The organism is Staphylococcus sp. 17KM0847, from assembly GCF_013463155.1.
In the GTDB taxonomy this organism is placed as follows: Bacteria; Bacillota; Bacilli; order Staphylococcales; family Staphylococcaceae; genus Staphylococcus.
Window position 1 is genome coordinate 782,787 of sequence record NZ_CP040781.1, and the last position, 22,920, is coordinate 805,706.

Genomic DNA, 22,920 nt, shown 5'->3' on the forward strand with positions numbered 1-22,920 from the left:
CTCAAGCAGAAAGAGTGGGTGTTACCCGCTCTTTTCTGTTTGTATGTTACTGATAAGGGGGCAAGTATGAGTAAAGTTACAGAGCAAGTTGAAACATTGATACAACCTGTCCTTGATGAATTAGGGTATGAACTCGTAGATGTAGAATTTGTAAAAGAAGGGCGCGATCACTATTTACGCATTTCAATTGATAAACCGGGTGGTGTAGATCTCAATGATTGTACACGCGCATCTGAACACATTAGTGTGGTGATGGATGAGCATGATCCGATTGCACAAGCGTATTATTTAGATGTCGCTTCACCGGGTGCAGAACGACCTATAAAAAAAGAAAAAGATTATCAACAAGCGATTGATAAGCCTGTATTTGTATCGTTGTATGCACCAATTGAAGGTGATAAGGAATGGTTAGGTACATTGACATCTGTCACAGAGGAAACCATTGAAATGACCGTGAAAATTAAAGCAAAATCAAAAATAATTACAATACCGCGTGAGAAAATTGCAAAAGCGCGTCATGCAGTCATGCTTTGATGCATTGTAAGGAGGAAGATTTGTGAAAAGTAATGAACTATTATTAGCAACCGAGTATTTAGAAAAAGAAAAAAGAATTCCAAGAGAAGTATTGATTGATGCGATTGAAGCGGCATTAATTACAGCATATAAAAAGAATTATGAGAGTGCGCGTAATGTTCGTGTAGAACTGAGTTTAGATAATGGAACATTCCATGTTATTGCACGTAAAGAAGTTGTTGAAGAAGTCATGGATGATCGTGAAGAAGTTGATATTTCAACAGCGTTAGTCAAAAACCCTGCATATGAAATTGGTGATATTTATGAAGAAGATGTTACACCGAAAGACTTTGGACGTGTAGGTGCACAAGCTGCGAAACAAGCAGTGATGCAACGTTTACGTGATGCGGAACGTGAAATTTTATATGAAGAGTTTATTGATAAAGAAGATGACATAGTGACAGGTGTTATTGACCGTGTCGATCACCGTTATGTATATGTTAATCTCGGCAGAACAGAAGCCGTATTGTCAGAAGCAGAGCGCAGTCCAAACGAATCATATATTCCTAATGAACGCATTAAAGTATATGTTAACAAAGTAGAACAAACAACTAAAGGACCTCAAATTTTTGTATCGCGTAGTCATCCAGGATTACTCAAGCGTTTGTTCGAACAAGAAGTACCAGAAATTTTTGAAGGTACAGTTGAAGTGAAGTCTGTTGCACGTGAAGCAGGAGATCGCTCGAAAATCAGTGTATATGCTGAAAATGGTGATATTGATGCTGTTGGTGCGTGTGTGGGTGCAAAAGGTGCACGTGTTGAGGCTGTGGTTGAAGAGCTTGGTGGCGAAAAGATTGATATTGTACAATGGGATGCAGATCCAAAAGTATTTGTGCGCAATGCATTAAGTCCATCACAAGTGGTTGACGTTATTGTGGATGAGGAAAATCAATCTACAACAGTTATCGTGCCAGATTATCAACTGTCATTGGCAATTGGTAAGCGTGGTCAAAATGCACGACTTGCAGCTAAATTAACAGGTTGGAAAATTGATATTAAATCTGAAACAGATGCTAAAGCACTCGGTCTTGATCAATTACAATCAACGACTGATGAAGATAAAGCAGTTGTTGAAGATGAGGAAGTGCCAGCGGAAGAAACAGACGTATTAGAACAACATACAGAACAAACACCATTGAATATAGAGGATGAAGTGGAACAGGAATAGGAGGGATTTTCATGAAAAAACGTAAAATTCCTATGCGTAAATGTATTTTATCTAATGAGATGAAGCCTAAAAAAGATATGATTCGTGTTGTACAAAACAAAGAAGGTGACATCGCAGCAGATGCAACAGGTAAAATGCAGGGACGTGGTGCGTATGTCAGTAAAGATGTAGCACTTGTAGAGCAAGCACAACAAGCACAAAAGCTCGAACAATTTTTTAAAGTATCACAGGAAACACTAGAACCTGTATATAAAGAGATTATTCGATTGATCTATCGGGAAGAGATACCTACAAAATGAATCAACAACAATTTTTGAATTTTTTAGGGATTGCTATGCGTGCTGGCAAAGTTAAGACAGGCGAATCGGTTTTATTAACAGAAATTAAGAAGCAACGATTAAAGTTAGTGTTAATCGCTGAAGATGCATCGAACAATACAAAAAAAATATTAGAAAACAAATGTACAACTTATCGCATACCGTATCGAATGGTGAGCAATCGATATGATTTAGGTAAAGCGATGGGGAAACAGGCGCGTGTCAATATCGGCATTACAGATCAAGGCTTTGCAAAAAAGTTGATCACGATGATCGATGAAGACAAGTAAGGAGTGGTTGAATGAGTAAACAAAGAATATATGAATATGCAAAAGAACTTAATATCAAAAGCAAAGATGCTATTGATGAATTGAAAAAAAATGGCGTAAATGTTTCGAATCATATGCAAGCATTAGAAGCAGATCATGTAAAAATCTTAGATAAGGCGTTTAAAAAAAGCCAAACTTCAAACGATAAAAAAGAAACAGCACCAAAACAAAAACAGCAACAAAATAAAGGCAAAAATCAAAACAATCAACAACAAAAAAATAATAAAGCCAATCATGCTAACAACAAGAAAAATAAAAAGAATCAGAAAAACAACAAGAAAAATCAACCACAACAACAAAAACCTGCAGAGCCTAAAGAAATGCCATCAAAAATCACGTATACAGAAGGCATTACTGTGGGTGAGTTAGCTGGAAAGTTAGGCGTAGATTCATCAGAAATTATTAAAAAGTTATTCTTATTAGGCATTATGGCAAATATCAACCAATCATTAGATATTGAAGCACTTGAATTAATCGCTTCAGACTATGGTGTTGAATTAGAAGAAGAAGTGATTATTGATGATAATGACTTAGATATTTATTTTGAAGATGTTGAAGAAGATGAAGCGGCAGTAGAACGTCCAGCAGTTGTTACAATTATGGGACACGTTGACCATGGTAAAACAACATTGCTTGACTCAATTCGTCATACGCACGTAACAGCAGGAGAAGCAGGCGGTATCACACAACATATCGGTGCATACCAAATTGAAAACAAAGGTAATAAAATCACGTTCTTAGATACACCGGGTCACGCAGCATTTACAACGATGCGTGCACGTGGTGCGCAAGTGACAGATATTACGATTCTTGTGGTTGCTGCAGATGATGGTGTCATGCCTCAAACAATTGAAGCGATTAACCACGCTAAAGAGGCAGAAGTACCGATTATTGTCGCAGTGAATAAAATCGATAAACCGACTGCAAATCCAGATCGTGTCATGCAGGAATTAGCAGAGTATAACTTAATTCCTGAAGATTGGGGTGGCGATACAATCTTTGTACCACTCTCAGCTCTAAGTGGTGAAGGTATTGACGACTTGTTAGAGATGCTTGTACTCGTGTCAGAAGTTCAAGAGTTGAAAGCGAATGCCAATAAACCAGCAGTAGGTACAGTGATTGAAGCAGAGCTAGATAAATCACGTGGACCAGCAGCGTCATTACTTGTTCAAAATGGAACGCTAAATGTTGGCGATGCCATCGTTGTAGGCAACACACACGGTAAAGTACGTGCGATGGTCAATGATTTAGGTAAACGTATTAAAACAGCGGGGCCATCTACACCTGTTGAGATTACAGGTTTAAGTGCAGTACCACAAGCAGGTGATCGTTTTGTTGTCTTTGAAGACGAGAAAAAAGCACGCCGTATTGGTGAAGCACGTGAACAAGAAAGTATTTTACAACAGCGTCAAGAAAGCAAAAATGTATCATTAGATAACTTGTTTGAACAAATGAAACAAGGTGAAATGAAAGACTTAAATGTCATCATCAAAGGAGACGTTCAAGGCTCAGTTGAAGCATTAGCAGCGTCACTTATGAAAATCGATGTTGAAGGTGTGAATGTGCGTATTATTCATACGGCAACAGGTGCAATTAATGAATCAGATGTCACACTTGCAAATGCCTCAAATGGTATTATTATCGGCTTTAACGTACGTCCAGATGCAGGAGCAAAACGTGCAGCTGAAGAAGAAAACGTAGATATGCGTCTACATCGTGTTATCTACAATGTCATTGAAGAAATCGAATCAGCAATGAAAGGTATGCTGGATCCAGAATATGAAGAAAAAGTGATTGGTCAAGCCGAAGTACGTCAAACATTCAAAGTATCTAAAGTAGGTACAATCGCAGGTAGTTATGTTACGGACGGTAAAATCACACGCGATTCAAGTGTACGTGTAATCCGTGATGGCATCGTGATCTTTGAAGGTGAGTTAGATTCATTGAAACGCTTTAAAGATGATGCTAAAGAAGTCTCACAAGGCTATGAATGTGGTATTACAATCGAGAAGTTTAACGACCTCAAAGAAGGCGATATTATAGAAGTCTACATCATGGTTGAAATCGAACGTAAATAATAGAAGGTAAAAAATAAGACGTCGATACTCCTGAAAGGGAGGCTCGGCGTTTTGTTCTGTCAGTCTTATAGAAACTTTAATAAAGTATTGGCAACCCAATAAGTGTCAATAGTAGAAGCATTCCTATATGAACTCCAAACACCTATCGTTGACGTAGCTTTACTCGGTCATATATAATGGTGAATTGAAGTCGATGGCATGTTTATATTGAAAAGTAAAGAGGTGAGAGACATGAACATGAGAGCAGAACGCGTTGGTGAACAGATGAAAAAAGAACTGATGGACATCATCAATAATAAGTTGAAAGATCCACGTGTAGGTTTCTTAACGATTACCGATGTACAACCTACAAATGATTTGTCATTAGCAAAGGTTTATTTTACAGTGCTTGGTAATGACAAAGCACGCCAAGATACATTTAAAGGTTTAGAAAAGGCCAAAGGATTCTTAAAATCAGAACTTGGGCAACGCATTCGTCTTCGTATTGTGCCAGAGTTGCAGTTTGAATATGATGAATCCATTGAATATGGTAATCGTATCGAACAATTAATTCAGGGATTACACAAAAATGATGAATAAAGATGGGGCTAGGATATGTCATGCAGTCTGAACGATATGTATGTCCTAGCCTTTATATGTATTGTAAAAAGGAGTGTGTGATAGATGTATGACGGTATATTACCTGTCTACAAACCTCGGGGATTAACGAGTCATGATGTGGTGTTTAAATTACGCAAAATTCTAAAAATGAAAAAGATAGGTCATACCGGTACACTTGATCCAGAGGTAGATGGTGTTTTGCCTATTTGTTTAGGGCAAGCGACGAAAATCAGTGACTATATTATGGATATGGGTAAGACATATTATGCTGAAGTGACAGTGGGTCTATCTACAACGACAGAAGATCAAACAGGTGAGGTGTTAGAGCGCCGAGCTGTTGATGCAACGATGCTGAACAATGTCCAAGTAGATAAGGTCTTGACGCAGTTTGAAGGCTGGATTACACAGATTCCTCCGATGTATTCGTCAGTCAAAGTCAATGGCAAGAAGCTTTATGAATATGCACGTCGTGGTGAAACGGTAGAGCGTCCAGAACGCCAAGTCCATATTCAATCTATCCAACGTAAGCGTGATGTGGTGATTGAGAATCATTGTGCAATATTCGAAATAGAAGTCACTTGTGGTAAGGGTACATACATACGAACACTCGCAACAGATATTGGTCGAGCGCTTGGATTCCCAGCACATATGTCAAAGTTAACACGGACGAATAGTGGTGGATTCGACATCGTACAAGCATTGTCACTAGAAGATATCGCACAACAACATGAAGTAGGCACATTAACACAAAGTCTTTTACCAATCCAATATGGCTTACAAGCATTGCCTTTTTATACTGTGTCAGATTCGAAATGGATCCAACGTATTCAAAATGGTCAAAAATTTCAACGTCATCAGTTGAATATTACAGTTAAAGACGCATTCGTATTTATAGAACAGTCGACTGATAAAGTATTGGCTATTTATGAGCAGCATCCATCACGTGTCAATGAGATTAAACCGAAAAAGGTATTTAACTAAAGGAGAGACATGGATTATGCAAGTTATTGAAATCACACATCCTATACAGAAAGAACAATATATACAAGAGGATATTGCGATTGCTTTAGGCTTCTTTGATGGTTTGCATCGAGGGCATCAAGCACTTTTTAATCAATTAGATACAGTTGCCCAATCACGAGGACTAAAAAAAGCAGTGATGACTTTTGATCCACATCCCTCTGTTGTATTAAATCCTAAACAAAAACGCACAACGTATCTTACACCACTTGATGATAAAATAGCGTTGTTACGTGAGCAGGGGATTGACTATTGTCTTGTTGTTAACTTCTCAAGTCGTTTTGCGGAAGTCCCACCGGATCGTTTTATCCAAGAGTATCTTGTGAACAATCATGTCCAAGTTGTTGTAGCAGGGTTTGACTTTACATTTGGCAAATATGGCAAAGGGAACATGGCAATGTTACAAGAGTATTGTGAAGAGATAGAATGTATCACGGTAGGCAAGCAAGATTTGAACGGTGAGAAGATTTCGACAACAGCAATTCGACAAGCACTGAAAAAAGGGCACCTCGCTGCTGCGAATGAAGCATTAGGCTACCGTTATCAAGTCAAAGGCACCGTCGTACAAGGAGAAAAGAGAGGACGTACGATTGGATTCCCAACAGCAAATATTCAATTAAGTGATGATTATTTGTTACCTACAAAAGGCGTCTATGCGGTTAGCTTGACCATGGGTGCAGGTCATAAAGTATATCGTGGCGTTTGTAATGTAGGTGTTAAACCAACATTTCATGATGATTTGCCACAGATTGTCATAGAAGTTAATATTTTTGACTTTGATGAAGATATTTACGGAGAGCGTGTTACGGTGACGTGGCATCACTATATTCGTCCTGAAATGAAGTTTGATGGTATTGATCCTCTTGTTGCACAGATTAATCAAGATAAAGAACGTGCGAAATATTTATTAGCAGTTGATTTTGAAGATGATGTATCATATAATATATAAAGTCTATTGAACAAAAACAATAGCGACCTTAGTCTTGGTAGGTTGAAACTCCGACGCCTCACTCAGATTAAGGCATATTAACATTAAAGGAGGAAATTGACTTATGGCAATTTCACAAGAACGTAAAAACGAATTAATTAAAGAATACCGTACACATGAAACAGATACGGGTTCACCAGAAGTACAAATCGCAGTATTAACTGCTGAAATCACAGCGTTAAACGACCATTTACGCACACATAAAAAAGACCACCATTCACGTCGTGGTTTATTAAAAATGGTAGGTCGTCGTCGTCACTTACTAAACTACTTACGTGACAAAGACGTTCAACGTTACCGTGAACTTATTAAATCATTAGGTATCCGTCGTTAATTTTAAAGACGAATGTATACGTTATAATTATAAAAAGAAAGGAACCCATTCATTGGTTTCTTTCTTTTTTTACTATCCAATACTTATAATGTAAGATATAATGACTTTATGACTAAAGGAACGACATGTTTAAACAGTAGGAGAGGAGATTCATCATGTCTCAAGAAAAGAAAGTTTTTAAAACGGAATGGGCGAATCAACCGCTAACAATCGAAACGGGACAATTGGCGAAACAAGCAAATGGTGCTGTACTTGTACGCTATGGTGATACAGTTGTATTATCAACAGCAACAGCATCTAAAGAGCCGCGTGACGGAGACTTTTTCCCGTTAACCGTGAACTATGAAGAAAAAATGTATGCAGCAGGTAAAATTCCTGGGGGCTTTAAAAAACGTGAAGGACGTCCGGGAGATGAGGCGACGTTGACAGCACGTTTAATTGACAGACCGATTCGTCCACTTTTTCCAGACGGCTATCGTCATGATGTACAAATTATGAATATTGTTTTGAGTGCAGATCCGAACTGTTCACCTGAAATGGCAGCAATGATTGGTTCATCTATGGCGTTAAGTGTATCGGATATTCCATTCCAAGGCCCTATTGCAGGTGTCAATGTAGGTTATATTGACGGTGAATATGTCATCAACCCAAACTTAGAGCAACAGGCTGTATCTCGCTTAGACCTTGAAGTAGCAGGGCATAAAGATGCAGTGAACATGGTTGAAGCGGGTGCCAGTGAGATCACCGAAGCAGAGATGCTAGATGCGATTTTATTTGGACATGAAGAAATCAAGCGTTTATGTGCATTCCAAACAGAAATTATTAACACATTACAACCTGAAAAACAAGAATTTGTACCAGAAGACAAAGATCAAGCATTAATTGATGATGTCGAAGCAATGACAAAAGCAGAAGGACTTAATGAAGCTATTCTTACATTTGATAAGCAAACACGTGATGCGAACTTAGATGCTATTAAAGAACGTATACTGGCCAACTTTGAAAATGAAGAAGATCCAGATAATGAAGCCAAGTTAAAAGAGGTTGGTGCAATTGTCAATAGCCTCATTAAAGCAGAAGTACGCCGTCTGATCGCTGATGAAAAAATTCGTCCGGACGGTAGAAAACCAGATGAAATTCGTCCGCTATCTTCTGAAGTCGGTTTATTGCCACGCGCACATGGTTCAGGGTTGTTTACACGTGGTCAAACACAAGCGTTATCTGTTCTAACATTAGGTTCAATTTCTGAATATCAGTTAATTGATGGCTTAGGTGAAGAAGAGCATAAACGTTTTATGCATCATTATAACTTCCCGAATTTTTCCGTAGGCGAGACAGGACCAGTACGTGCGCCGGGACGTCGTGAAATTGGTCACGGTGCATTAGGTGAGCGTGCATTAAGATATATTATTCCAGATGAAAAAGCATTTCCTTATACAGTGCGTATTGTAAGTGAAGTCTTAGAATCTAATGGATCATCTTCACAAGCATCGATTTGTGGCTCAACTTTAGCTTTAATGGATGCAGGTGTACCGATTAAAGCACCAGTAGCAGGTATTGCGATGGGGCTTGTAACGCGTGAAGAAAGTTATACCATTTTAACAGATATTCAAGGTATGGAAGATGCACTTGGTGATATGGACTTCAAAGTAGCAGGAACAAAAGAAGGTATCACAGCAATACAAATGGATATTAAAATAGATGGTTTAACGAAAGAGGTTATCGAAGAAGCATTAGAACAAGCACGTAAAGGGCGTTTAGCTATTTTGGATCACATGCTTGAAACAATTGATCAACCGCGTACTGAATTAAGTGCATATGCACCAAAAGTAGAAATGATGACAATCAAACCCGAAAAGATTCGCGATGTGATTGGACCAGGTGGCAAGCAAATCAATGAAATTATTGATGCGACAGGTGTCAAACTTGATATCGAACAAGACGGTACAGTTTACATCGGTTCTACTGAACAAGATATGATTAATCAAGCGCGTGAATGGATTGAAAGCATCGTACGTGAAGCAGAAGTAGGACAAGTCTATCAAGCGACTGTCAAACGTATTGAAAAGTTTGGCGCTTTTGTAGAGTTGTTCCCAGGTAAAGATGCACTCGTCCACATTTCACAAATTGCTAAAGAACGTATTAATAAGGTCGAGGATAAGTTAGCGATTGGCGATACACTTGAAGTAAAAGTGACTGAGATTGACAAGCAAGGTCGTGTTAACGCTTCTCACAAAGTCTTGTTATAAGTATGTAACAGATATGATTAGAACGAGTTAGACGCACAACGATCTAACTCGTTTTTTCTTATTTAGGTGAGGGACATGTATACTTCTGCTTTAAGAGTGTACAGCGCTCTGAATATCAACTATAATAAAGAGTGACTATATAATGGACGGGTTTATATTTATTAGGAGGTAACATTTTGAATTTAGTAAAAAAGAAAAATAAAAATATACGCATCATCCCTCTTGGTGGTGTGGGTGAAATTGCTAAAAATATGTACATTGTAGAAGTAGATGATGAAATGTTCATGTTAGATGCCGGGTTGAAGTTTCCAGAAGATGAAATGTTAGGTATTGATATCGTTATTCCAGATATTCAATACGTCATTGACAATAAACATAAATTAAAAGGAATCTTTTTAACACATGGGCATGAACATGCAATTGGTGCAGTTTCTTACGTTTTAGAGCAAGTCGATGCGCCTGTTTATGGTTCGAAACTGACAGTAGGACTGATTAAAGAAAATATGCGCGCACGTCAAATCGACAAAAAAATACGCTATTATGTCGTGAATAACGAATCTGTGATGCGCTTTAAAGGTGTCAATGTGACGTTTTTTAATACGACACATAGTATCCCTGATAGCTTAGGCGTATGTATTCATACATCATATGGTGCGATTGTATATACAGGTGAGTTTAAATTTGATCAAAGTTTACATGGTCATTATGCACCAGACTTGAAAAAAATGGCAGAAATTGGCAATCAAGGTGTATTTGCATTGTTAAGTGATTCCACAGAAGCTGAGAAACCAGGCTACAACACACCAGAAAATGTCATTGAAAGCCATATGTTTGATGCGTTCACTAAAGCACATGGTCGCATTATCGTGTCGTGTTATGCTTCTAACTTTATTCGCATTCAACAAGTTTTAAACATTGCAAGCAAGCTCAATCGCAAAGTATCATTCTTAGGACGTTCTTTAGAAAGCTCGTTTAGCATTGCACGTAAGATGGGTTACTTCAACATTCCAAAAGATTTACTTGTTCCGATTAATGAAGTTGAAAACTATCCTAAAAATGAAGTGATTATTATTGCAACGGGTATGCAAGGCGAGCCGATAGAAGCCTTGAGTCAAATGGCACGAAATAAGCATAAAATTATGAATATCCAACAAGGAGATTCAGTCTTTTTAGCCATTACAGCTTCAGCTAATATGGAAGTCATTATCGGTAATACATTGAACGAGCTCGTTCGTGCAGGTGCCGTTGTCATTCCAAATAATAAAAAAATACACGCCTCAAGTCACGGCTGCATGGAAGAACTGAAGCTGATGCTCAATATCATGAAGCCAGAATACTTTATTCCGGTACAAGGCGAGTTCAAAATGCAGATTGCACATGCAAAGTTAGCGAGTGAAACGGGTGTAGAGGCGGAGAAGATTTTCTTAGTTGAATCTGGTGACGTCATTAACTTTGATGGTACAGATATGACATTAAATGAAAAAGTCAATGCAGGAAATGTTTTAATCGATGGTATCGGTGTAGGTGATGTTGGAAATATTGTATTGCGAGATCGTCACTTATTAGCAGAAGACGGTATTTTTATCGCAGTTGTTACACTAGATCCTAAAAACAAACGCATTGCAGCAGGACCTGAAATTCAATCACGCGGCTTTGTATATGTGCGTGAGAGTGAAGCTTTATTAAAAGAAGCTGAAGATAAAGTTCGCGAAATTGTAGAAGCAGGTTTACAAGAAAAACGTATCGAATGGTCAGAGATGAAACAAAATATGCGTGACCAGATCAGTAAATTATTATTCGAAAGTACGCGTAGACGTCCAATGATCATTCCAGTTATTTCTGAAATATAACATAGACTAGAGTTGCAAGTACAAAATCAAGATGATAGCGATCATCAGACCTATAAAGGTTTTCATTTGACGCTTTATCATAAATAATAGCTCAACAAAAACGAATCTTACGCTTTGAAATGTATAGCCGTTTTAAAGTGTAGGTTCGCTTTTTTGCATAGTGATTCTCAATACATATTTTGAAAGAAAGAAGCAGGTGACGATGCATGGCGCAAACGAAGAAGCGTAAAACACAAACGTCGCGCGGTAAAAAACGTTCTTCTAAAAAGCAACAAAAAGATTCCCCAATACGTTTTATTTTAGCCATGATCGTTGTGGTTATTGTAACACTTGGTATTTTTCAACTTGGTATCGTAGGTGTAGCGGTGGATAGTGTATTTAATTACTTATTCGGTTGGTCACGTTATTTAACATATGTGCTTGTATTGTTAGCGACAGGCTTTCTAGCGTACAATGGGAAGTTACCAAAAACAAGACGATTAACGGGATCTATCGTTTTACAGTTGGCACTTCTTTTTCTTGCACAGCTCTTTTATCGAATGACTGGGGGGATTCAAGCAAGACGAGAACCTGTACTCACTTATGTATTTCAACGTTACAATGAGGAAAGTTTCCCTAACTTTGGTGGTGGGGTGTTAGGCTATTATGCCGTAGAGTTGTTTGGTTCTTTAATCTCCATTGCCGGTGTTGTATTGTTGACACTGATCCTCTTGTTGTCTAGTGGGATTTTATTACTCAAAAAACGCCATAGAGATGTTGGGAAACAATGGTTCGAACTGATAAAACAATGGGCAATAACGGCAAATGTTAAAATGACCAAGTATAGAGCACAACGTCGTATGGCAAACGAAGAAAAGAAAGCGACAAAACGTCAACAGCGTATCGCTCAAGAAAAGGCACCCAAAGATGTATCAGACTTTCCAGAAGTACATGGTGTTGATGAACAAGAGCAGGGGCCATCTATTCCGATTTTGAGGCATCAACCTCCACAATCTGACAACATAGTGCATGAAGATGAACAGCAAGAACCACCGAAACGCCAACGTACAGTTACACAAGCAACACAATCGCATGATGCTCAAGTTTCAACGAATGAGGCAGCGAACAGTGAAGCATCAGAAGAGGGACGATCGATTTCTCAAGTAGGAGCAGTAGAAAATCAAGCCTATCAATTACCACCGATTTCACTTTTAGATGCACCGAAAAAGCAACAGTCCATTGCGAAGGCAGATGTTCAACGTAAAGGGAGACTTTTAGAAACAACACTCAAAAATTTTGGTGTGAACGCAAAAGTGACCCAAATTCGTGTAGGACCCGCTGTGACGCAGTATGAGATTCAACCCGCCCAAGGGGTCAAAGTCAGTCGTATTGTTAATCTTCACAGTGATTTAGCATTAGCGCTCGCTGCTAAAGATATACGCATTGAAGCACCCATTCCGGGTAAGTCAGCAGTAGGTATTGAAGTCCCTAATGAACAGATATCACTTGTGACATTAAAAGAAGTGTTGGATGAGAAGTTTCCAACAACAAACAAGTTAGAAGTCGCACTTGGACGAGATATTTCTGGTGAACCCATTACAGCAGAGTTAGATAAGATGCCACATTTACTTGTAGCCGGTTCAACAGGGAGTGGGAAATCGGTCTGTATCAATGGTATGATTACGAGCATATTACTCAATGCCAAACCACATGAAGTCAAGTTAATGATGATTGACCCTAAAATGGTAGAATTGAATGTATATAATGGGATTCCCCATTTATTAACACCCGTCGTAACGAACCCACACAAAGCATCGCAGGCATTGGAAAAAGTTGTGGGTGAAATGGAACGACGTTATGATTTATTTCAGCATTCAGGTACACGTAATATTAAAGGATACAATGCATACATTGAACGCCAAAATGAAGCGTTAGATGAGAAGCATCCATTGTTACCGTATATTGTTGTAATTGTAGATGAGCTTGCTGACTTGATGATGGTTGCAGGAAAAGATGTTGAGACAGCGATTACACGTATTACGCAAATGGCACGTGCAGCAGGTATACATCTGATCATTGCTACACAAAGACCCTCTGTTGATGTGATTACAGGTTTGATAAAAAACAATATTCCATCACGTATTGCATTCGCAGTCGGCTCACAAACAGACTCTCGAACAATTATAGATAGTGGAGGCGCTGAAAAGCTATTAGGTAAAGGTGATATGCTCTTTATCAAAAATGGGGGTTCAACACGTACGCGTGTCCAAGGTGCATTTTTAAGTGATAGTGAAGTTCAAAAAGTTGTAGATTATGTTGTAGCGCAACAACAGGCGAACTATGTCAAAGAGATGACACCTGATGCGCAAGTAGATACAGAAGTAGCAGAAAGTGATGATCCGCTCTATAAAGAGGCGTATTTGTTTGTCATTGAACAACAACGAGCAAGCACGTCGCTATTACAGCGGCAATTTCGAATTGGCTATAATCGAGCCTCTCGTATTATGGACGATCTTGAACGTAATCAAGTGATTGGTCCGCAAAAAGGCAGCAAACCGAGACAAATACTAGTTGATTTAAATAATGAAGAGGTGTAAGTCGTGTCAGTAAATCCAGATGTCAATAAAGTAAAAGAATGGATATTGCAAGAGATTGTTGCAGAGCATTTAAAGCCGGGAGAATCACTGCCGAGCTTACTCACGATGGCACGCACTTGTGAAGTCAAAACAGACGATGTACAAGTGGCTATCCATGAACTTGTTACTGAACAAATCGTCTCAGAAAATTTTGAAGAAGGGGTACGTGTGAAAATCCCACAACCTTTCTTCTATCCACTTGATGAATTGATGAGCATTAGCCGTATGATTTCAGACAAAGGATATCAACATGGCACTGTTGTTTTAAGCCTAGATGAAGAGATGGCTTCGCTGGATGATTGTCGTGTGATGAATTTGGAACAGGGGCATTTTATTACGGTGATTGAACGGATCCGTACTGCAAATACGCAGCCTGTTGTTTATTGCTTAGATAAAGTTGCAGTCAACGTATTACAACATTTTAGCCATCATGATGAACATCCATCGATACTTAAAGCGATTGAGATGACCACGCAGCAATCTATTGCATATGCTGAAACAGAAATAGAAACAATTAGTTATGAACCTTATATATCTGAAGCATTAGAAGCGGACCCACATGAAGGCTTGATGTTATTAAGACAAGTACATTATACAAGCGAGGGACAACCCATCTTGTATTCGCTCAATTATTTTAAAAGTAGCCTTGTAAAATTTAAAACAGTAAGAAAACGTTTAGAGTTATAAAGTTAAAGGAGAAATGTATATGCCATCAAAATCACAAGTACCCATTCATGTGATGCCAACAGATAAATTTAAAACAACAACAATCACATTTAAATTTATGGCACCACTGAGTACCGACACCATGACAGAACGTACGTTATTGAGTGAACTTCTCGTACGTGCAACACAAAAATATCCAACTGATAAAGCATTTAAGCAACATTTATCTCATTTGTATGGGGCATATATCAATAGTACAGTTTCAAAGTTTAAAGATCAGCACGTTATAACGATCAGCTTGGAAATTGTAAATGAACGCTATTTATTAGATGATACGGATTTATTAGATGAAGGTCTTGCTTTATTAAAAGAAGTCATATACCACCCACTCGTAACAGATGGGCAATTTGATTCAACATTTATAACACAAGAGAAGCGTTTATTAGATAATAAGCTGATTTCGATTGAAGACAATAAAACACAATTAGCGTATTTGAAGTTATTAGAGCATATGTTTGGCGACCATCCGTATCGCTATCCAGCGATTGGTTTACGCACACATCTTGAAGCGATTACGCCAGAAGTATTATATGATACATATCAAAATATGTTGCATCATGATAAATGTGCGGTTTATGTTATTGGGAATGTCAAAAAAGCTCAAACAAAAGCTAAAATAGAATCTGCCTTTAATTTGAAACCATTCGTTTATGAACCGACAGCATTTGGACAAGTCATTGATGTAACACGACCGGTTAATGAAGTTGTGGAAACAGCAGACATTGATCAAGCTAAACTTAATATGGGATTTCGCTTTCCAACACAGTATTGTGCGTCTAACTATGCGACATTTATTGTATTTAATGTGATGTTTGGTGCCGACCCTTCATCTGTATTATTTAGTGAAGTGCGTGAAAAACAAAGTCTTGCATATTCTATCCATTCTCAAATAGATGGAAAAAATGGTTTTTTATTTGTTTTGAGCGGTGTATCAAGCGCAGCATATCATGTTGCGAAAGAAACGATTATAACAGCTTTTAATCAGTTCAAACAAGGCGCATTCACAGATGAAAAGATGGAATTAGCCAAAAAAATCGTTTTATCACATCTCAAGGAAATAAAAGACCGTCCGAAACAAATGATTGATCAAATGCATAAGCAATTACTGGTAGATCGACCAGAATCTGAAGAAGCATTTGAAGCTCGAATACACGCCGTCACACGTGAAGATATTCAACAACTTTGTCAACAAGCACAACTGGATACGATTTATATTTTGACAAAGGAGGGGACTGAACATGCGTAAAACATATTATGAACAAATTGATGAGACTGTTTTTCAAACACAATTGGATAATGGATTGAACCTCTTTATTATTCCAAAGGTTGGCTTTCAAAAAACATTCGTGACATACACCACACAATTTGGCTCACTCGATTCACGTTTTAAACCACATGGCTCAGATACGTTTGTTACAGTGCCTGATGGTGTTGCACACTTTTTAGAACATAAGTTGTTTGAAAAAGAAGACGGTGATTTGTTTACAGATTTTGCCGAACATGATGCACAAGTCAACGCTTTTACAAGTTTTGATCGTACAAGTTATTTGTTTAGTGCAACCAATTACATAGAAGATAATATTATTCGCTTGTTGAAGATGGTAGAGTCTCCTTATTTTACGGAAGCATCCGTAGAAAAAGAAAAAGGGATTATTGCTGAAGAAATTAAAATGTATCAAGAACAACCGGGTTATCGATTGATGTTTAATACGTTGCGTGGTATGTATCAAGATCATCCTGTCAAAGTGGATATTGCAGGGAGTGTCGACAGCATTTATCAAATTACGAAAGATGACTTATATCTTTGTTATGAGACATTTTATCATCCATCGAATATGGTGTTATTCATTGTAGGGGATGTTGATCCAGAACATATGTATCAGCTGGTTAAAAACCATGAAGATGCACGTCATATTACCGCGCAGCCTGAAATTATACGTGATCCGTTGCATGAGCCCCATACGCTTGTAACTGAAACAATACGTGAGACAATGGATGTGCAAGCGCCTCGACTGATGCTTGGTTTTAAAAACAAACAGAGACAGGTCACTGCGCGTCAACGTGTCCAAGAAAATATGGAAATGTCTTTCTTCTTTGAGCTTGTATTTGGAGAAGAGACACCATTTTACCAAACATTGTTGAACGAAAACTTAATAGATACGACGTTTAATTATCAGTCTGTTATTGAACCGACATACAGCTTTTCAGTTGTTGCATCCACAACACATCATCCAGAACAACTGAAAAAACAGCTATTAGATGAGTTACATCGCAAGTTGGGGTGTATTGAAGATCAAGAAGCGTTTGACCTGTTAAAGCGTCAATTTATGGGAGAATATATTTCAAGCTTAAATGCGCCAGAATATATCGCAAATCAATCGACAAAATTTTATTTTGATGGTGTCAGTTTATTTGACCTTCTAACAATTATTGATGACATTACGTTAGCATCTATGAATGACACAGTACAACAACGCCTTGATTTGACAAGCGTTGTAGATAGTCGGTTGGAGATGAAACAATCATGAAAGCACTTGTCGTAGGAGGATCAGGAACGATAGGTCGTGCCATTGTGCATGACCTTCTTTCTCGTGGTTATGAAGTCATTTTAACGTACTATCAAACTCCGCAATCTACATTAATATCACAATATGAAGGTCAACCTGTACAGCTGGTGCATTTGGATGTATCGCAACCGATTGAAGTTGAAGTCTTGGAAAATATTCATAATATCGATGCTTTGATCTATGTAAGCGGTCGTGCATTATACGGGATGTTACAAGATATGACCTCTTCTCAAATTCATGAAGCTTACCATATGCATGTCTATAACTTTATTAAAATCACGCAATATTTTGTGAATCAGCTTATCGCAAGTGACCATGGACGTATTATTGTTATGTCATCGATATGGGGAGAAGCCGGAGCGAGTTTTGAGACGATTTATTCAGCGATGAAAGCGGCACAGATTGGTTTTGTTAAAGCGCTAAGTCAAGAGCTTGCATTAACACAAGTTACAGTCAATGCCATTGCGCCGGGAGTTGTCGCTGGGAAAATGAGTGATGAGCTGGATAATGCGGATTTAGAGGATCTGATCGAGACATTGCCTCAACAGCGACTGATTGATCCTGAAGAGATTGCACATACGGTATCTTATCTATTGTCGCCACATGCTAAAAGTATTACAGGAACGGTACAACGTATTAATGGTGGCTGGTATCGATAATTGTTATAATGTGACTAAGTATGACTGCTTTAAAAGGGGTGAACGGAGATGACAACCGTTGAAAAGAAAGAATGGTATTTAGAATATGATATTAACAAAAATCGTGCCGGCTTACTCGGCGATGTTTCGAGCTTGTTGGGGATGATGGGCATTAATATTGGCTCAATTAATGGTATTGAGACGTCGACACGTGCTTTTATTATTAAATCGGATAGTGAAGAAAAGGTGAAGCGCTTTGAAACACTATTACAAGAAATTGATGATATTTCTTTACGTGTATTGAGACCGCCAGAACTTAAAGATCGTTTAGCAGTACGTCACGGTAGATATTTGAAACAAGATAAACATGATAAGAAAATCTTTCGCTTTGAACGTGATGATTTGGGATTACTCGTTGACTTTATGGCAGAGCTATTCAAAGAAGAAGGGCATAAGTTAATCGGCATCCGAGGCATGCCACGCGTTGGGAAAACAGAATCTATTGTTGCCGGGAGTGTATCTGCACATAAAAGATGGCTTTTCATTAGTTCCACATTGATTAAACAAACCGTACGTAGCTCATTGATTAAAGGTGAGTACGATAAAGATCATGTTTATATTATAGACGGTGCTGTAACAGCAAGAGAGCATAATCCTAAGCATCAAGAGTTAGTGAGAGAAGTGATGTCGCTACCATCCATCAAAGTTGTAGAGCATCCTGATTTATTTGTAGAGGCGAGTGATTATGTGATGGATGACTTTGATTATATTATTGAATTGCGTGCTGAAGAAAATCAGAAAATCGAATATGAAGCAATGAAACAACAAACAGTACGCAGTAAAAATAATTTAGATTTTGGTGATACTTTTGGTGGCTTCGGTGATGGATTTGGTTCACTGTAAGGTTTGAGGAGGAAGTCAGTTGAAATTGATAGGTGAAGTATTACAAAGTAAGCGTGAACGTTTAGGGATGACGTTATCAGAATTGGAAAAGCGTACGCAGATTCGACGAGAAACATTAAGGGCTATTGAGCACAATCAGTTTGAATTATTGAGCCATCAGCGTTATGTGATTGGCTTTATTCGCAAATATGCAAAAGCTGTCAATATTGAGAGTACACAGTTGATCGAAAAACATCAACAAGAACTGCCTAAAATAGACCATACGATGGCAGACGTTTCACATCAGGTTATGACGAATCAAATAGATCTTTCTCAGCAGCAGCCAGACAAAGAAACGAAGCAACTGGCATTCGTAATGGGTGGTGCATTCGTAATAACAGCTGTGTTATGGGTGCTTTTGACACTTATGTTATAATAGGACGGTATGAAAAGATTATTGAAATGAGGCAGAACAATGAATATACCTAATCAGATTACACTATTTCGTGTTATACTCATTCCACTATTTATGCTTTTTGCGCTCGTTGATTTTGGTATGGGTCAAGTGGCATTTTTAGGGGGTCAGTCGATACGCATTGAGTTTCTAATCAGTGGCTTAATCTTTATTCTAGCGTCGTTAAGTGACTTTATAGATGGTTATTTGGCGCGAAAATGGCAACTTGTGACAAATATGGGGAAATTTTTAGACCCTCTGGCAGATAAACTACTTGTATCTGCAGCGCTCATCGTATTAGTTGAGCTAGGTTTAACAAATTCAGTCGTTGCGATTATCATTATTGCGCGTGAATTTGCAGTAACAGGGTTACGCTTATTACAGATTGAACAAGGCTTTGTTAGCGCGGCAGGACAACTTGGAAAAATTAAAACAGCTGTTACAATGATAGCGCTTGTTTTGATCCTTTTAGGAGAGCCATTCAGTCAATGGATAGGCTTAGCACTCGGTCAAATTTTATTATACATCGGCGTCTTTTTTACAGTATTATCTGGGATTGAATATTTTTACAAAGGGCGAGATGTCTTTTTACAAGACAAACAAGCATAAGTGCTGTTTATTGCGAAGTGACAATATGAGCAAATGCATTTTAGAGGCTAGAGACATTGAGATGTTTCAGCCTCTTTTATTGTGGTCGTTTATTAAACGGAGGGATAGGATATAATAGATATACAAATAACGGAAAAGGACATTTAAAAAATAAAAGTGATAGATTTAAAGTTTTAAATAAGTGTTACGTAAAGGCGCAGTAGCGCTTAGGGTGTGACGCATTTGTTTTATATGTCATAAGGAGGATATACAATGAAAGTATGTATTATCGGCGTAGGGTCAGAATTGTTGTTAGGGCAAATTGCAAATACCAACGCACAGTATATTTCACGTGTACTGAACGAGGCAGGACATCACGTACTTGAACATATCGTTGTTGGAGATAATCCAGAGCGACTTGCACGTGTAACACAGCGAGCAATGGCACAGTATGATGCAGTCATTTATACAGGAGGGCTGGGACCTACAAAAGATGATTTAACGAAACAAACTGTTGCACATATCATGGGAAAGACGTTAGTCATGAATCAGCGTGCATTAGCCTACATCGAGTCCTATTTTAAAGCACAGGATAAAGTGATGACGCCAAACAATCAACAACAGGCACTTGTTATTGAAGGTGCAACAGTCTTAGACAATCATTTTGGCATGGCACCGGGTATGTATATTGTATATGAAAATACACATGTCGTGATGTTACCGGGACCACCAAGTGAGATGCAGCCGATGTTAGACAATGAATTCATGCCCTATTTCCAACAGTCCGGGCAGACCATTTATTCAGAAGTGCTTCGATTTTGTGGTATTGGCGAGTCACAAGTTGAAACCGAGTTACTGGATTTAATAGAGGCCCAAACCAATCCGACGATTGCTCCATTAGCAGGTCAACATGAGGTGACGATTCGATTAACCGCAAGTGGTAGAGATGAAGCGGTGTGTCGAACATATATTCAACCGATTAAAAAAGAAATATTAGCACGACTGGGTCACTATTATTATGGCTCTAATGATATAACACCTGAACAAGCCGTATTCGCACAACAACATCACACAATTGCGCTATATGATGGTGTCACACAAGGCTTACTTCACGCACGGTTGGTAGCACAAGGCAACAAACAAGTCATGAAAGGGTATATGATACATCATGAGCAGTTTATTGATTGTTCAGCTAAAATAGAGACGCAGTTATGGACTGGGGCATTATTTGTACAATCGCTTTATCAGACAGAACAAGCGATAAGCATACTATCTGTTGATAATACAGTCTATATCGGCTTTTTGAGTGGCAGTCACTTCGATATAGAACATTTTAAAATGCCGTCACAACGCAACTTGCAAAGAGACCGTAGCCAAAACTATGTACTCATTGCGTGGTTGAATTGGATAAAGAAAAGTAAGCAAAAATGATGGGTTGAGTACGTTTGTTCGTTAAAACAGACTTCAATGCAAAATAATCGAACAAACATTCGCTAAAACACTTGTAATCTTAAAGGAAACCTTGTATAGTATAACTAAATCAGATCACATCGATGAAATAATGAACGATAGAAAAATCTAAAATCATATATGAATCATATAGAAGTATATCAGTATAAAAAGAATTGCGATAAAGCAGGAGGTATTGACATTGGATAACGAACGTCAAAAAGCATTGGATACGGTAATAAAGAATATGGAAAAATCATTTGGTAAAGGTGCGGTGATGAAGTTAGGAGATAACAAAGACCGCAACGTATCAACGATTTCAACAGGTTCGGTAACATTAGATCATGCATTAGGTGTAGGCGGCTATCCTAAAGGGCGTATTATCGAAGTATACGGCCCAGAAAGCTCAGGTAAGACAACGGTTGCTTTACATGCCATTGCAGAAGTTCAAAAAAATGGTGGTGTAGCAGCATTTATAGATGCAGAGCATGCTTTAGACCCAGTATATGCTGAGGCACTAGGTGTAGACATTAACAATTTATATTTGTCACAGCCAGACCATGGAGAGCAAGGATTAGAAATTGCAGAGGCATTCGTGCGCAGTGGTGCAGTTGATATTGTTATTGTCGATTCGGTAGCAGCATTAACACCAAAAGCCGAAATCGAAGGTGAAATGGGCGATACACATGTCGGCTTACAAGCACGTTTAATGTCTCAAGCCTTGCGTAAACTATCAGCAGCGATTTCAAAATCAAAAACAACGGCGATCTTCATTAACCAAATCCGTGAAAAAGTAGGCGTTATGTTCGGAAACCCTGAAACGACACCGGGCGGTCGTGCATTGAAGTTTTATAGCTCTGTCCGTTTAGAGGTGCGTCGAGCTGAGCAACTGAAGCAAGGTCAGGATATTGTAGGTAATCGAACAAAGATTAAAGTAGTTAAAAACAAAGTTGCACCACCATTCAAAGTGGCAGAAGTAGATATTATGTATGGTCAAGGTATTTCACGTGAAGGTGAATTAATCGATCTCGGTGTAGCACATGACATCGTTAATAAATCGGGTGCATGGTATTCATATAATGGTGAACGTATGGGACAAGGTAAAGAGAATGTAAAACTCTTCTTAAAAGAAAATCCACAACTTGAAGCCGAAATTGATCAAAAATTACGTGAAAAATTAGGAATATTTGATGGTGATGCATCAGAAAGTGAAGAGACAGCCTCTAAAGAACCTGAAACGCTTTTTGATGAATAGCATAAGGAAGATACAACAGTTGATAGGAATATCAGCTGTTGTTTTGTATGTTGTATTGAAAAGTACAATCCACAATTTGAATCTATTTTTATACGTGAGGATATCAGACGAATCATGACAGAAGTCTTGATTTTTATTACTTCAAAACGTACAATTAAATATGTATGATTTTCAGTTATATTTATATAATCATATAGATTTGTTAACATACAGATGCAAATCCTAGAAAAAGGAGGTGTT

At 38.2% G+C, this 22,920-nt stretch carries 21 protein-coding genes; all 21 read left to right on the forward strand.

Features of this window, described 5'->3' with window-relative positions; translation table 11 throughout:
- Positions 1 to 66: 66 nt before the first annotated feature.
- The gene (rimP, locus tag FGL66_RS03770; protein WP_180810263.1) at positions 67 to 534 is read left to right on the forward strand and encodes a ribosome maturation factor RimP; all 468 of its coding nucleotides are present in this window, start codon (positions 67 to 69) and stop codon (positions 532 to 534) included.
- Between the two features lie 22 nt (positions 535 to 556).
- Positions 557 to 1,741 carry a transcription termination factor NusA gene (gene nusA / locus FGL66_RS03775; protein WP_180810264.1) on the forward strand — a complete coding sequence of 395 codons (1,185 nt, stop codon included), beginning with the start codon at positions 557 to 559 and terminating at the stop codon, positions 1,739 to 1,741.
- Between the two features lie 11 nt (positions 1,742 to 1,752).
- The gene (gene rnpM, locus FGL66_RS03780; protein ID WP_180810265.1) at positions 1,753 to 2,040 is read left to right on the forward strand and encodes an RNase P modulator RnpM; all 288 of its coding nucleotides are present in this window, start codon (positions 1,753 to 1,755) and stop codon (positions 2,038 to 2,040) included.
- Positions 2,037 to 2,348, forward strand: coding sequence for a YlxQ family RNA-binding protein (locus FGL66_RS03785; protein ID WP_180810266.1), 312 nt, complete (start codon positions 2,037 to 2,039; stop codon positions 2,346 to 2,348). The genes rnpM and FGL66_RS03785 overlap by 4 nt, the downstream gene beginning before the upstream one ends.
- Positions 2,349 to 2,359: 11 nt before the next feature.
- A complete protein-coding gene (infB, locus tag FGL66_RS03790; RefSeq protein ID WP_180810267.1) occupies positions 2,360 to 4,465 on the forward strand; it encodes a translation initiation factor IF-2 in 2,106 nt (701 codons plus the stop codon).
- 231 nt (positions 4,466 to 4,696) lie between these two features.
- Positions 4,697 to 5,044 (forward strand): 30S ribosome-binding factor RbfA, encoded by a 348-nt coding sequence (gene rbfA, locus FGL66_RS03795; protein WP_180810268.1) that lies wholly within the window; start codon positions 4,697 to 4,699, stop codon positions 5,042 to 5,044.
- An 84-nt stretch (positions 5,045 to 5,128) separates the two neighbouring features.
- Positions 5,129 to 6,046, forward strand: coding sequence for a tRNA pseudouridine(55) synthase TruB (truB, locus tag FGL66_RS03800; protein WP_180810269.1), 918 nt, complete (start codon positions 5,129 to 5,131; stop codon positions 6,044 to 6,046).
- 16 nt (positions 6,047 to 6,062) lie between these two features.
- On the forward strand, positions 6,063 to 7,034 hold the full coding sequence (locus FGL66_RS03805) for a bifunctional riboflavin kinase/FAD synthetase (RefSeq protein ID WP_180810270.1): 972 nt from the start codon (positions 6,063 to 6,065) through the stop codon (positions 7,032 to 7,034).
- Positions 7,035 to 7,137: 103 nt separating this feature from the next.
- Complete coding sequence (gene rpsO, locus FGL66_RS03810) at positions 7,138 to 7,407, forward strand: 30S ribosomal protein S15 (protein WP_180810271.1); 270 nt, start codon at positions 7,138 to 7,140, stop codon at positions 7,405 to 7,407.
- Between the two features lie 155 nt (positions 7,408 to 7,562).
- Positions 7,563 to 9,656, forward strand: a complete 2,094-nt coding sequence (pnp, locus tag FGL66_RS03815; protein WP_180810272.1) for a polyribonucleotide nucleotidyltransferase — start codon at positions 7,563 to 7,565, stop codon at positions 9,654 to 9,656.
- Positions 9,657 to 9,832: 176 nt separating this feature from the next.
- On the forward strand, positions 9,833 to 11,506 hold the full coding sequence (gene rnjB / locus FGL66_RS03820; RefSeq protein WP_180810273.1) for a ribonuclease J2: 1,674 nt from the start codon (positions 9,833 to 9,835) through the stop codon (positions 11,504 to 11,506).
- Positions 11,507 to 11,712: 206 nt separating this feature from the next.
- Positions 11,713 to 14,082 (forward strand): DNA translocase FtsK, encoded by a 2,370-nt coding sequence (locus tag FGL66_RS03825; protein WP_180810274.1) that lies wholly within the window; start codon positions 11,713 to 11,715, stop codon positions 14,080 to 14,082.
- A gap of 3 nt (positions 14,083 to 14,085) precedes the next feature.
- Entirely contained in the window at positions 14,086 to 14,808 is a 723-nt protein-coding gene (locus FGL66_RS03830; RefSeq protein ID WP_180810275.1) for a GntR family transcriptional regulator, read from the forward strand.
- A 13-nt stretch (positions 14,809 to 14,821) separates the two neighbouring features.
- Positions 14,822 to 16,093 (forward strand): EF-P 5-aminopentanol modification-associated protein YfmF, encoded by a 1,272-nt coding sequence (gene yfmF, locus FGL66_RS03835; protein WP_374757670.1) that lies wholly within the window; start codon positions 14,822 to 14,824, stop codon positions 16,091 to 16,093.
- Positions 16,086 to 17,375, forward strand: a complete 1,290-nt coding sequence (gene yfmH, locus FGL66_RS03840; RefSeq protein ID WP_180810277.1) for an EF-P 5-aminopentanol modification-associated protein YfmH — start codon at positions 16,086 to 16,088, stop codon at positions 17,373 to 17,375. Before yfmF ends, yfmH begins: the two co-directional genes overlap by 8 nt.
- On the forward strand, positions 17,372 to 18,073 hold the full coding sequence (gene ymfI, locus FGL66_RS03845) for an elongation factor P 5-aminopentanone reductase (protein WP_180810278.1): 702 nt from the start codon (positions 17,372 to 17,374) through the stop codon (positions 18,071 to 18,073). The genes yfmH and ymfI overlap by 4 nt, the downstream gene beginning before the upstream one ends.
- Positions 18,074 to 18,121: 48 nt before the next feature.
- The gene (locus tag FGL66_RS03850; RefSeq protein WP_180810279.1) at positions 18,122 to 18,955 is read left to right on the forward strand and encodes a YmfK family protein; all 834 of its coding nucleotides are present in this window, start codon (positions 18,122 to 18,124) and stop codon (positions 18,953 to 18,955) included.
- Between the two features lie 19 nt (positions 18,956 to 18,974).
- Positions 18,975 to 19,370 (forward strand): helix-turn-helix domain-containing protein, encoded by a 396-nt coding sequence (locus FGL66_RS03855; protein ID WP_180810280.1) that lies wholly within the window; start codon positions 18,975 to 18,977, stop codon positions 19,368 to 19,370.
- A gap of 39 nt (positions 19,371 to 19,409) precedes the next feature.
- The gene (gene pgsA, locus FGL66_RS03860) at positions 19,410 to 19,997 is read left to right on the forward strand and encodes a CDP-diacylglycerol--glycerol-3-phosphate 3-phosphatidyltransferase (protein WP_180810281.1); all 588 of its coding nucleotides are present in this window, start codon (positions 19,410 to 19,412) and stop codon (positions 19,995 to 19,997) included.
- A gap of 252 nt (positions 19,998 to 20,249) precedes the next feature.
- Entirely contained in the window at positions 20,250 to 21,407 is a 1,158-nt protein-coding gene (locus FGL66_RS03865; RefSeq protein WP_180810282.1) for a CinA family nicotinamide mononucleotide deamidase-related protein, read from the forward strand.
- A 220-nt stretch (positions 21,408 to 21,627) separates the two neighbouring features.
- Positions 21,628 to 22,680, forward strand: coding sequence for a recombinase RecA (gene recA, locus FGL66_RS03870; RefSeq protein ID WP_180810283.1), 1,053 nt, complete (start codon positions 21,628 to 21,630; stop codon positions 22,678 to 22,680).
- Positions 22,681 to 22,920 lie beyond the last annotated feature (240 nt).